The sequence below is a fragment of the Clostridium felsineum DSM 794 genome (genome assembly GCF_002006355.2).
In the GTDB taxonomy this organism is placed as follows: Bacteria; Bacillota; Clostridia; order Clostridiales; family Clostridiaceae; genus Clostridium_S; species Clostridium_S felsineum.
Genome location: NZ_CP096980.1, coordinates 3,987,033 through 4,000,344 on the forward strand (window position 1 = coordinate 3,987,033; position 13,312 = coordinate 4,000,344).

Below are 13,312 nucleotides of genomic sequence, written 5' to 3' on the forward strand. Positions count from 1 at the left end.
ACTATATATTTTAAATTATTAATGTTAGAATTTTATTATATTTATAATATTTTTTAACTAAATTCATTATTTTTTCCAGAAAGGAATTTTTCTTCAAACATGTATGCTGTAATAGGTCTACTAAATACATATCCTTGAACCTGATCACATCCAAGTTCTTTTATTATTTTGAGTTGTTCTTTTGTTTCTACTCCCTCAGCTATTGTTAAAATATTAAGTCCTTCAGATAACATTTCTATTGCTTTTACAATATAACGCTTATTCAAATCATCCGTAATATTATCAATTAATTCTTTTGCAATCTTTAAACGTTCAAATGAAAATTGCTGTATATAACTTAAAGAAGAATATCCTGTTCCAAAATCATCTATTGAAATTGATACTCCCATATTGTTTAACATAGAGAATATCTCTTCTAAAACTATTTCACCCTTCATTGCAATATTTTCTGTGATTTCTATATCAATCCAACTAGGTTGAAGTCCATATTTTGTTATTATTTTATTTATCTTACTAGCAAACTTTACACTACTAAGTTGATTAGGCGAAATATTAATAGACATTTTTAACTCCATTCCAAATTTTTTATTCCATATTCCAATTTGTCTTGCTGCAGTATTCATAACCCAATCACTTATTTGTTCAATACAACCAATTTCTTCTGCTATTCTGATAAACTTGTTTGGTGGAATGTTTCCTTTTACAGGAGAATTCCATCTAATAAGTGCCTCCATACCAATCAACTTATTTTGTTTTATATCTACTTGTGGTTGATAGTATAGTTCAAATTCTTTATTGTAATTTGCATTTTTTAGAAGTATCTCAATTTCATTTTTTTCAACAATTGCATTACTCATATACGAATTAAAAAACGAGTAAGTATTTTTCCCTTTAGACTTTGCATCATACATTGCTATATCTGCATTTTTCAAAAGAACATTTCTAGATAATGCATCGTCTGGAAATACTGAAATTCCTATACTAAGCGTCATATTAAATTCATAGCTATCTACATAAACACTTTTATTACAAGTACTACTAATATCCTTGGCAAGTTTTTCGATATCAGGTCTACTAATCTCTCCCTCTAGTGCAATTACAAATTCATCTCCACCTAACCTCGCTAAAATACCCTTTTTATGAATTCCCTCTTCTAATCTTTTAGATATTTCAATTAATATATAATCACCTATATCATGACCATATATATCGTTTATGGTCTTAAATCTATCTACATCAATATAAAATATAGTTATTTGCTGATTTGTTTTTTTATCATTTATAATATAATCTAAATATTCATTTAAATATCTTCTATTATAAATATTTGTAACAAAATCATGGTTGGATATATATTCTAATTGTTCATTTTTTTGCAAAAGTTCCTTTGTGCGTTCCTCAATTTTTTCCTCTAAGATTAAATTCATGTTTTTCTCATCGGTAAAGAGCTTTTCATTATTTATAGCTTTTTGTACATAATTACTTAATACTTCATAAACTACATAAATAAAGATCAGCATTACTATTTTTTCAAAATTGAAGTCACCAAATATTATACTTATTGGAATAGTGAATAATAAAACTAAACCCTTTTTGGTACTTCCAACATTTTTAACTTCAGAATAAAACTTATCTGCCCATTCGGAGGTATTGTATTTTAAAACATTTAATCCACCAAATGAAATAATCATTAAGGACATGGCATACATAAAATCTGTTATAGAATTTGGAACATATGAATTATAAAAATACTGATACACGTAAATCAAATCAACAATAGCATACATTGCTGATCCTAAAATAGTAATATATATGCCTTTAATTAATCTACCTCTACGTAAAGAAAACAAACCGACTACAATACAATTAATAATTAAAAAATCTGTAATAATGTATATAAACTCAGTTATATTATCTATATTTTCTATAAATATAGATAGGCTTCTGTGTAAAAACAAAAACCAAAATATAACAAAACAACTTATCGTTATTGCAAAAACATCAATAATAAGCTGAACTAAATTTATACCCTTAACAAACTTCTTCATATATATAACTGCTGCAACTAATATACCTATATTAGTCCCTAAATAAAGAAAATTAAATAAACTAATATTTTCCGGATTGATTCCAAGTAATAATTCACAAACTCCCCATGCTATATCTGATAATGCCCAAATTAACGATGCTAAAGATAAAATAAACCAAACGTTCCTTGATCTTTCTGATTTTTTATAAACATATATTAATATAAAAAATGAAATTAAAGTTCCTATCGGAGATAATATATCACCAAATAAATTAGATTGAAAAATTGCCGAAATAAAATATACTATAATATAAACTACTAATAAAATATGTACAAATATCCTATGTCCTTTTTCCATTATTTTCACCCTATCAACATTCAAAATTATTTTTTATTACTAATTTAACTTCAAATTTTACATTTAATATATCGACTTATTTTTCAAAAAAAATAGTGTGAAATCCTTATTTTTATAGAATATTTTAATTTCAGTAAATTTTATTTCCTCATTAGCATATTTTTTACAAAAAACAAAAGAAATTAAGGATAATTATAAATTATCCTTAATTTCTTTATTAAATTTATATGCTTATTTACTTATATCCGAAAGAACAAGACCTTCATTGTGCTGAATTGCCCAGCTTATAGACCATTCGCTTTGGAATAACAATAAACTTCTTTCATTTACATCCTTAACTATTTTAGTATCAGATGTAATTGTAAGATTTTCAGCATCTCCTTCTTCTATCCATCTTATATATTTAAATGGTAATATATCCATCTTTATCTCAACATTGTATTCATTTTGAAGTCTATATTGAAGCACTTCAAACTGAAGAACACCAACTACTCCAACTATAAGCTCTTCTATTCCTATATTTACCTCTTTAAATACTTGAATAGCACCTTCTTGAGCTATTTGAGTTATTCCTTTAATAAACTGCTTTCTTTTCATTGTATCAACAGTTCTAACTCTTGCAAAATGTTCTGGAGCAAAAACGGGAATTCCCTCAAATTTAAACTTATCTGAACTCTTACATAAGGTATCACCTATATTAAAAATACCTGGATCAAAAACTCCTATGATATCTCCAGCGTAAGCTTCCTCAATTATTTCTCTATCTTGAGCTAAAAATTGTTGTGGTTGAGTAAGCTTTACAGTATTTCCCTTTTGAACATGATTTACTTCCATACCTTTTTCAAATTTACCTGAACATATTCTCATAAAGGCAATTCTATCTCTATGGGCCTTATTCATATTCGCTTGAATTTTAAACACAAAAGCTGAAAATTCATTATCAAATACATTTATTTCACCCTTATCGGAATTTCTAGGTGTTGGTGCTGTAGTAAGTTTTAAAAATTCCTCAAGAAATGGTTCTACACCAAAGTTTGTAAGTGCACTTCCAAAAAATACTGGTGTTATTTCTCCCTGTCTAACTCTTTCTATATCGAATTCATCTCCAGCTATATCAAGAAGCTCAATATCTTCTGAAAGCTTTTCTTGAAGCGCTTCACCTAAAAGTCCTGCTAAAGCCTCATCATTTACATCACCTTCAACATCTTCTACTTCTGTTTGACCATGATTTCCACCATTAAAAACATGAACTGCTTTTTTTCTTCTATCATAAACACCTTTAAAATCTTTACCTGCACCTATTGGCCAGTTTATAGGATATGATTTTATTCCAAGTTCTGTTTCTATTTCTTGAAGAAGTTCAAAAGGATCTCTACTTTCTCTATCCATCTTGTTTACAAATGTAAATATAGGTATTCCTCTAAGACTACAAACATGAAATAATTTTTTAGTTTGAGCCTCTATACCTTTAGCTGCATCGATTACCATAACAGCACTATCTGCTGCCATAAGTGTTCTATATGTATCCTCACTAAAATCCTGGTGACCAGGGGTATCAAGTATATTAATACAGTAGCCTTCATAATTAAATTGCATAACTGAAGACGTAACAGATATTCCTCTTTGTTTTTCTATTTCCATCCAATCTGATACTGCATGTTTTGAAGCTTTTCTTGCTTTAACAGAACCTGCAAGTCTTATTGCTCCTCCATATAACAAAAGTTTTTCAGTAAGTGTAGTTTTTCCAGCATCTGGATGGGATATTATAGCGAACGTACGCCTTTTTTCTATTTCACTAACCAACTCTGACATCTTAAATCTCCTCTACATAGGCATATTAATAACAACTATAAATTATATCAGTTTATATAGTTTTTTTCAACATAATCAAATCCTCCTTACTGCACGGTTCTATTAAATATATCGATGAACTATTTACAACAAACTATAAATAGAAAATATGATATAATTGTTTTGATATACATATTAAAGTAAATCACAATAATATGCTATAATTAAACTGAATCTAATATTGGAGGTTTCTAATGTATAAATTAATTGCACTTGATATGGATGGTACTCTTTTAAATGATGATAAAACAATATCTGAAGAAAACAAAGAAGCTATAAAAATGGCTAAAAGCTTAGGATATAAAGTTGTTTTGTCTACCGGTAGACCTTTGAAGGGAATTGAGCGCTACCTTGAAGAATTAAATTTAGTTGATGAAGATGATTATGCTATAGCTTTTAACGGTGGCTTGGTGCAGAACACAAAAACAGGTCAAATTCTAGGTAAAAAACTACTTAAATTCGAAGATCTAGATAGATTATATAAATTAAGCGAAAAATTCAATGTAAATATACATATGTTAAGTATAGATGAATGTATAACTCCTAAAAAGAATCCTTATACAGATGTAGAAGTTAATTTAAATCAAATAAAATTGATAGAAAAAAATTTCAGTGAGTTACCTAGGGATACTGTTGTCGTAAAAATAATGATGATAGATTCTAAAGATAATTTAGATAATGTAGAAAAACTTTTACCTAAAGATATATATGATGATTATTGTGTTACTAGAAGTTCTGAAATTTTCCTTGAATTCTCTCCCAAGGACATACACAAAGGAATGGGACTAAAAATTTTATCTGATCACCTCGGATTAAAAAAAGAAGAACTCATTGCCGTTGGTGATGCTGGAAATGATATATCCATGATAGAACATGCAGGTCTTGGGGTTGCAATGGGAAACGCATTTCCTTCTGTAAAAGAATGTGCCGATTATATAACAGATAGCAATGAAAATTCCGGTGTTGCAAAGGTTATTCACAAGTTCATGATAAATCAATAAAAAATATTTTTAATAAAAGCTTTCTACCGTCAAAGTGTGAAAGCTTTTTATTTAAATCCAATATATATCACAAATAGCTAATAAGTAATGCTAAATTAAGAAATGTAACTATAACCCCTATTATTACTAGTGAAATTTTATCTAGCACAGAATTAACAAACTTGCCCATAACCTTTTTTGAGGATGTAAGATAAATTTGTGTAAATATGGTAATTGGCAATTCAATACTTAAAAGCATCTGAGAATATATTAGACCCTTAAATGGATTACTTATAAAAAATATAACTACAGCTGCTGAAATTAGCGTTATAATAACTCCTACTTTAGTATGACTATCCTTTATATCATAAGGCTCCTTGTATATTCCAGCAAAAATACTTCCTCCTGCCATTCCTGCCGTAACTGTTGATGCTATTCCAGCAAATAAAAGTGCTATGGCAAATATGCCTGCTGAAAAACCTCCTAAAAGTGGCCTTAAAAGTGATTGTGCTTCTGAAAGCTCATTGACCCTAATATTCATTTTAAAAAATGTTGCTGCCGATAATAGTATCATTGCACTATTTATTGCAAATCCAATAAGCATAGAAATAATAGTATCCAAGAATTCATACCTAAGCTGCCTTTTTATAACCTCTTCCTTTTCAAGATTCCACTGCCTACTTTGTATTATTTCAGAATGAAGAAATAAATTATGTGGCATTACAACAGCTCCAAGAACACTCATTATTATGGGCATGGAATTTTTAGGAAATGTAGGCTTTACAAAACTTACCACTGCTGTGTTCCAATCTATTTTTATAAGTAATAGTTCAAATAGAAATGATAGACCTATTATTGAAACAAATCCAATCATCAATTTTTCAAGCTTTTTATAGGAATTAGAAAAAAGCATCCATATAACTAATGCCAGCATAATGAGTGTTCCAAGTTTTATGGGCAATTTAAATATCATGTTTAAAGCAATTGCTCCACCAAGAAGCTCTGCCATTGCTGTAGAAATTGAGGCTATAATAGCGCTATATAATATTATATTAGTAAGCCAGGGTTTAAACCGCTTACTAACTGCTTCTGAAAGACAGTCTCCTGTAACAATACCTAAATGTGCTGCATTGTGTTGAAGTACTACAAGCATTATAGTTGATAGTGTAACTATCCATAAAAGTGAGTATCCATAATCTGCACCTGCTGATACATTTGAAGCCCAATTTCCTGGATCTATAAATCCAACTGTAACTAATAATCCTGGTCCTATATATTTAATAAAATCTATCGCCGTACGTTGTGCATTATGCTTTCCTCTAAATACATTGATTTTTATCAACAGATCACCTCCTAAATATATAATTTCCATAACTAAGAGTATTATTGCAAAAAAATATAAGAAGAAAGATTTATTTTATTACCTATAAGATCCCAAAATAAATCTTTCTTCTCACAATGTTTTATTAATTATTATCTTCCATAGATTTCAGTAAAATTCTAAAGTCATTTGATATATCTTCCTTGTTATCTTCTGGAACATCCCCTAAAATTTTCTTGAAGTATAAATTAAAATCATCACGAATGCTCTCATATATCTTTTGTCCGTTTTCTGTAAGTTTTAAAATTACATGTCTCTTATTTTCAGGGTGTATATGTCTTAAAAGAAACTTTTCATCTACAAGATTATTAACCAATTTATTTACAGAATTTTTGTCAAGATACAATATTTTAGAAAACTCATTAATAGTAATTTCTCCTATTTTCCCTATTTCAAAAATACCATGAACTTCCATTACAGAGATCTCAAGTTCTTCTGCTTTTATATATTCTATTACTCTCAACTTATCTATAATTTTTTGTAAAACATCAACAATACAAAATTTACTCTGAGATATCATTTCACCCACCCCAATTCAGTATACTACTTTATTTACATAACTAAATCAGTTGATTATAAGTACACTCATAATAATATCATCAATTATACTGAATTTCTATAGAAAATTAATAAATGTTACATTTGATTTTCTAATAGCTAAAAATTATTTTTCTGGCAAAATAAATCCAACTTTTCTCATCATTTTAGACACAGTTTTATTGGCTACATAAGATGCCTTTTGTGCTCCTTTTTTGCATATATCCTGAAGATATGACTTATCCTTTAAAAGTTCATTTACCTTATTTTGAATTGGCTCTAATTCTTGGATAAGTGCCTCAGCAACATCTTCTTTAAATTTAGCATAGCCCTGACCTTCATATTTTTTCTCTATATCTGCTGTACTCATACCAGTGCAGCAGCTCATTATATTCATAAGATTTTTTACTCCTGGCTGATCATCGGTATATTTTACAACTCCAATATTATCAGTTACTGCTCTAGCAACTTTTCTTTTTATAACCTCTGGTGGATCCATTATTAAAATAAAGCTATTTGGGTTATCAGAAGACTTTGACATCTTTTTAATAGGCTCTTGAAGACTCATTATCTTTGCACCACCGGTTGGTATATATCCTTCAGGGATCTTAAAGGTTTCACTATAAGTTGAATTAAATCTTTGAGCTAAATCGCGAGTAAGCTCAATATGTTGAGTTTGATCTTTTCCAACAGGAACTAAATCAGCTTGATAAATTAATATATCTGCTGCCATTAAAACTGGATAATTTAAAAGTCCTGCTCCAATACCAGTATCCTCATATTTTTTTGATTTATCCTTAAATTGTGTCATTCTTGAAAGTTCTCCAACGTATGATGTACAATTAAGAATCCACTGAGCTTGAACATGTGCAGGAACATGTGATTGTATAAAAATAGTGTTTTTCTCAGGATCTATCCCTGATGCAATATATGTTGCAATAAGCTGAAGTGTTCTTCTTCTTAAATCTTTTGGCTCCTGTTTTACTGTTATTGCATGTAAATCAACTATACAATAATAGCAATCATATTCATCTTGAAGCTTAACCCAGTTTTTAATTGCTCCAAAATAATTTCCTATAGTAAGTTCACCTGATGGTTGAATTCCACTAAATATTACTTTTTTATTTTCACCCATAATAAATTTCCTCCTATTAATTTAAATTCACAAAAAAATAAAACGCCCCAAAGAACTAAAGTTCTATAGGGCGTAGATATTTCACGCGGTACCACCTATTTTCAGGAGCATAACTCCCCTCAAAATAATGTATATCCTTTAACGCAGGCTACGTTTGAAACTAATAATATAAATTATATACTTTCACTCCAAATCTCAAAGATCCATTCAATTTAATCATAAATACTGTACTTCCACCAAACAACAGTTCTCTTTAATTCTGTTTTTAAATTTACTCTTCTTTTCATCGATTTTCATATGCTATTTAATATAAATGATAATCTTTATATTTATATTTGTCAATATATTTTATTTACTGGAACAAAAACACTAAAAACTGTCAAAAAGTAAAGTTTAACAACCTTATCCTTTTAACAGTTTTTAAACATACTTAATGCATTAATTCTAAAATATTACATTAAATTTTATGACTGCTTGTCCTATTTTCCAAAATTTGTAGTTAACTTTGCAACATCTGGTATACCTAAACCAGTTGCCTGATTATATATTGTTCCTTTTGTACCTGTATAGAAGATGTTGTCATTATCTACACCTGCACTACTAAGTGGAGTTATAGGTGAATTTTTGCTTTGTGCAAATTTATATATTTGTGGATTCCAGAAACCAACCTGTGTATTATTATTATCGTTTATTAAAGCACATAAACCTGCTAGTTGTGGAGCTACTATGCTTGTACCACCAATAGAAGTCATTTCACCATCATAATATATATTATAACCTGTATAAGGATCTGCATTCATTGAGATATCAGGCACATTTCTTCCAGTACCTTTACCTGTAACAACCTTTGGAGCACTATCTCTAGTTACATTTAAAAGAAGTACACCATTAGGATTTGAAGCTGTCCACTGCTCAACGCCTGTATAAGTATTTACACCAGAAACACCTTTTTGATAATCAGGGGTATCGAAGTCTTTACTAAAACCTCCACCACCGCCAACAAAGTATTTCTCTAATTTTCCATTAGCATATAATCCAGCAGCATCAAATGCAGGATATAAATAATCCCATCCCCATGCACGTTCATTGTCTACTTTTACTGGTACACCTTTTACAGTTCCCTGCCAAGCTAATGTAGTACCGCCTGCTGCTGTAATATATGGACTATCAGCTGGATTATCTACAGAAAGCTCATATGAAGCTGGTGTGTCTCTTTGTGAATCATAAGCTCCTGAGTCACCTGCTGCTGCAAACATCGAAATTCCTTGTGCGGCTGCTTGCATATATAATTGATTAAATGCTTCTGCATATTCACGAGTTTCTTGACCTTGTGATGCTGTATACTCAATAAGATCTTCACTTTCTCCCCAACTTGCAGATACTTGATGACATTTATTTTCATTAATTACTTTAGCAAATGCATCTACAAAACCAGGATCTGTATTTGGTCCAACGTATACATTCATTTTGGCATTTGGAGCCAATGCACCTGATTGCTCTACATCAAGTGTAGTTTCATCTGCACCATCAGTGCCAGAACCACCGTCAACATTAGTAACTTTTATACGATTTGGTTTAGCTTTTATTCCTTCCTTCTGCCAGAAAGAATATGCATCATTTGTATTAAATTCTGCTAATGTAACAATACCTATACTCTCATTTTTACCACTAGCACCATTATCATATAGAGGTTGTACATCATAATGTTTTATTAAATCTGAAGGATTAAGAGAAAGTGGACCATTTGCACTTGAAGGTTTTAAATCATTTGGAACCTTTTCAGTTTTTGTTGTATAACTTGAATAGTTACTTAAACCTAAGATACATAGTATATTTTCTGCAACCTTTTTAGGAAGTTTAGGCTGCTTTTTAGTTGCACGGAATGTCTTTCCTTTATACGATGCATGTTGTAATTCAACACCAAAAGCTTTATTTATTTGGTCTACTGTTCCTGTAGCAGTAACAATTAAATTATCTGGATATACTTCGCTCTTAATACCAAAAGCTTTTAAGTACTCAGTTAATGTGTTCATTTGCTTCAAATTGGGTGCAAACGATTTTTTGAATTCAGCTACACTTAAGTATCTTCTATAATTAGAACTTTTAGGTGTGACTGTACTGTTAATATAATTTTGAAGTTCAGGTTTGTTTTGAATTTTCATTACAATATCAATTGTAACCTTAGTATTTGGGTCTACATCCCCAAAAAATGAAGCCTTATCTGTAATTGTATCCGCTATTCCCTCTGAAACTCCAACATTACCTTGAGTTTCTGCATGAGTAATACTTGTAAAACTTCCCATGCTTAAAAGTATTGCTGCACTTATTGACAGCATTGTTTTTGTACACTTATTCATAAAACGTTCCCCCTTTTTTATTAATTTCATAAAAATAGTGTATATTTTTTATTATATACCATATTAATAAATGTTTACAATACCTACATTGATTATTTTTTTGTTATTTGTTTATCAAGTTCGTTAAATTTACATAAAACAAATTTCTAATACAGCTATTTACAATGTATTCACTATAAGTAAACTTTTACATAAATTTCGCAAAATCAATATTTTATTTATTAATATTTTAATGTATTAATATATTATTTCTAGACATACTATAAATGTTCCATAGTATTTGTGAGGAGGGATTAATTTGAATAATAGTAGTAAAACTTACGCTCCTCATATGAGGGATTACTTTGATCAGGATCCTAAAGAGGTAAAATCATATTCAGAATATGATTCTACTATGCTTCCTGATCCAGTAGTTGATCCAATAGTATGCAACAATATAGCTACTTGGGAGTTTGATTATACCTACAATGGGAATGATGACATTTTTAAAACTTCCAATTAATACCTCAGCTGATTAAAGTAGCTCCTAATCCTATACCAAAAACTAAATTTATGTCTCTTTAAAACATCAAATTCAAAGTAACCTTTATTTTCATATAGTTATTTTGAATAAAAATGGGATTGCCTAAAAGCAATCCCATTTTCCTTTTTTAATATATCATTACTTTTGAAAATATTTCTGAGAATCTATAATAATATTATTACTATTTATTTTCTCATAAGTTCCATTACTCTTTAACCTTCTTGCATTTACATTATCCATTAAATATATTTTAAGTTGATTCTTTATAATTAACTTTATTTTCTTATCCTCTATAGGGAATAATATCTCAATTCTCCTATCTAAATTTCTCGTCATCCAATCTGCACTTGAAAGATATACTTTCTCCTTATTCCCATTATAAAAATAAAATATCCTACTGTGTTCCAAAAATCTTCCAACTATACTTATAACATTTATGTTCTTGCTTATTTTACCATAATTAGGTCTTAAACAGCATATACCTCTTACTATTAAATCTATTTTCACACCACTCACTGAAGCTTCATAAAGCTTTTCTATTATTTCCTTATCCTCAAGTGAATTTATTTTAACTATAATTCTAGCATTTTTACCTTCTTTAGCACTTATAATTTCCTCATTGATTAAATCTATAAATTTCTTTTTCATATTAATGGGTGCTAAAAATAGTTTATTTAAATTGACTATTTTAGAACATCCTGAAAGCATATTAAAAATTGATAAAACATCCTTTGTAATAGAATCCTTTGATGTAAATAGCCCTAAATCCGTATAAAAATTAGCTGTAGTCTCATTATAATTTCCTGTTGCCATATGAACATATCTTTTAATTCTACTTCCTTCTCGTCTTACCACAATTAAAAGCTTCCCATGAATTTTCAAACCCACAAGACCATATATAACATGACACCCAGCATTTTCAAGCCTTTTTGCACAAATTATATTGTTTCGTTCATCAAATCTTGCCTTTAATTCCATAATAACCAGTACTTCTTTGCCATTTTCTGCTGCTTCTATTAATGCTTCTATAATTGGTGACTTCTCACTTACTCTGTAAAGCGTTTGTTTTATAGTACATACCTTAGGATCATTTGCTGCCTCCTTTAGGAAATCTACTATATATTGAAATCTCTGATATGGATGAGATAAAAGCACATCCTTTTCTTGTATAACCTTAAAAATATTTTTACCTTCAAATTCTTTAACCTTTTTAGGCTCAAATTTAGGATATCTTAAATAACCATATCCTTTGATATTTGTAATGATATTCAAAAATGTCAAATCTATAGGTCCAGAGATTTTATATATATACTGCTTATCTATCTTTAAATACTCCTTTAATTTCTTAAGAAGCCTTTTATCCATATTTTCCTCTACTTCTATCCTTATAATTTCTCCCCTTTTTCTTCTTTTTATAGAATGTTCAATAGTTTCAAGTAAATCTTCACCTACCTCTTTATCCAGCTTTAAGTCTGCGTTTCTAGTTATTCTATAAGCACTTATACTTAAAATTTTATACCCCTTAAATAATTCAGAAGAAAACATCTTTATAACATCTTCTAAAAGAATAAATTTATTTTTATTAGGAAATTTTACAAGCCTCGATACTGACAAAGGAAGCTGTAATGTGGCAAATACTAAAGCTTTATTTTCTTTCTCAACTAAGAACGCTAAATTAAGAGCCTTATTATTTAAAAATGGAAAATGTTTATTATTTTCAATTGCTATTGGAGTTATTAATGATATTATTTTCCTATTATAATAACTACTTATGTATGTTTTTTCTTTATTATTTAAAGCTTCCGGCTTCACAATTAAAATCTTTTCCTTTTCCAGTTTTTCAGTAAGCTTATTAAAACATTTATATTCTTTATAAATTATAAGTTCAACTCTTCTTCTTATTACTTTAAGCAATTTTATTGTTTTATTTACATTAGCATTAAATCTATTATTTCTACCATTTAGTCTATTAATTAAAGCTGATACCCTTGTCATGAAAAATTCATCTAAATTAGAACTAGTTATTGATAGAAAATAAATCCTTTCTATTAGTGGATTATTTTTATCCTTCGACTCGTCAAACACTCTTTTATTAAACTCTAGCCAGCTAAGTTCCCTACTTATAAAATTTTTACTTTCAAAAGTTTTCATAGCTACCATC

9 protein-coding genes and 1 other annotated feature are annotated in these 13,312 nt (G+C 29.0%); of the genes, 2 read left to right on the forward strand and 7 right to left on the reverse strand.

The features are described 5' to 3' along the window. Positions 1 to 53: 53 nt before the first annotated feature. Together CLFE_RS18640 and CLFE_RS18645 are read right to left on the reverse strand one after the other, a co-directional pair. Positions 54 to 2,387, reverse strand: coding sequence for an EAL domain-containing protein (locus CLFE_RS18640; protein ID WP_077893855.1), 2,334 nt, complete (start codon positions 2,385 to 2,387; stop codon positions 54 to 56). A 231-nt stretch (positions 2,388 to 2,618) separates the two neighbouring features. Continuing rightward, a complete protein-coding gene (locus CLFE_RS18645; RefSeq protein ID WP_077832338.1) occupies positions 2,619 to 4,199 on the reverse strand; it encodes a peptide chain release factor 3 in 1,581 nt (526 codons plus the stop codon). Positions 4,200 to 4,432: 233 nt separating this feature from the next. Between CLFE_RS18645 and CLFE_RS18650 the strand changes: the two genes are divergently transcribed. After that, a complete protein-coding gene (locus tag CLFE_RS18650) occupies positions 4,433 to 5,239 on the forward strand; it encodes a Cof-type HAD-IIB family hydrolase (RefSeq protein WP_077893856.1) in 807 nt (268 codons plus the stop codon). A 67-nt stretch (positions 5,240 to 5,306) separates the two neighbouring features. Here CLFE_RS18650 and CLFE_RS18655 read toward each other — a convergent pair whose 3' ends face one another. The 4 genes from CLFE_RS18655 to CLFE_RS18670 form a co-directional block, all read right to left on the reverse strand. Next, positions 5,307 to 6,560: an Nramp family divalent metal transporter gene (locus tag CLFE_RS18655; protein ID WP_077893857.1), complete on the reverse strand. Its 1,254-nt coding sequence runs from the start codon at positions 6,558 to 6,560 to the stop codon at positions 5,307 to 5,309. A gap of 124 nt (positions 6,561 to 6,684) precedes the next feature. Further along, positions 6,685 to 7,119 carry a MarR family winged helix-turn-helix transcriptional regulator gene (locus CLFE_RS18660; RefSeq protein ID WP_077893858.1) on the reverse strand — a complete coding sequence of 145 codons (435 nt, stop codon included), beginning with the start codon at positions 7,117 to 7,119 and terminating at the stop codon, positions 6,685 to 6,687. Positions 7,120 to 7,263: 144 nt separating this feature from the next. Next, positions 7,264 to 8,271, reverse strand: coding sequence for a tryptophan--tRNA ligase (gene trpS, locus CLFE_RS18665; RefSeq protein WP_077850925.1), 1,008 nt, complete (start codon positions 8,269 to 8,271; stop codon positions 7,264 to 7,266). Positions 8,272 to 8,334: 63 nt separating this feature from the next. Beyond that, positions 8,335 to 8,567 (reverse strand) — a binding site (T-box leader). A gap of 183 nt (positions 8,568 to 8,750) precedes the next feature. Beyond that, entirely contained in the window at positions 8,751 to 10,628 is a 1,878-nt protein-coding gene (locus CLFE_RS18670; RefSeq protein ID WP_077893859.1) for a S53 family peptidase, read from the reverse strand. A gap of 298 nt (positions 10,629 to 10,926) precedes the next feature. On the opposite strand from CLFE_RS18670, the gene CLFE_RS18675 reads away from it, so the two are divergent. After that, positions 10,927 to 11,130 carry a hypothetical protein gene (locus CLFE_RS18675; protein ID WP_077850923.1) on the forward strand — a complete coding sequence of 68 codons (204 nt, stop codon included), beginning with the start codon at positions 10,927 to 10,929 and terminating at the stop codon, positions 11,128 to 11,130. A 159-nt stretch (positions 11,131 to 11,289) separates the two neighbouring features. Here CLFE_RS18675 and ppk1 read toward each other — a convergent pair whose 3' ends face one another. After that, entirely contained in the window at positions 11,290 to 13,302 is a 2,013-nt protein-coding gene (ppk1, locus tag CLFE_RS18680; protein ID WP_242951644.1) for a polyphosphate kinase 1, read from the reverse strand. Between the last annotated feature and the right edge of the window lie 10 nt (positions 13,303 to 13,312).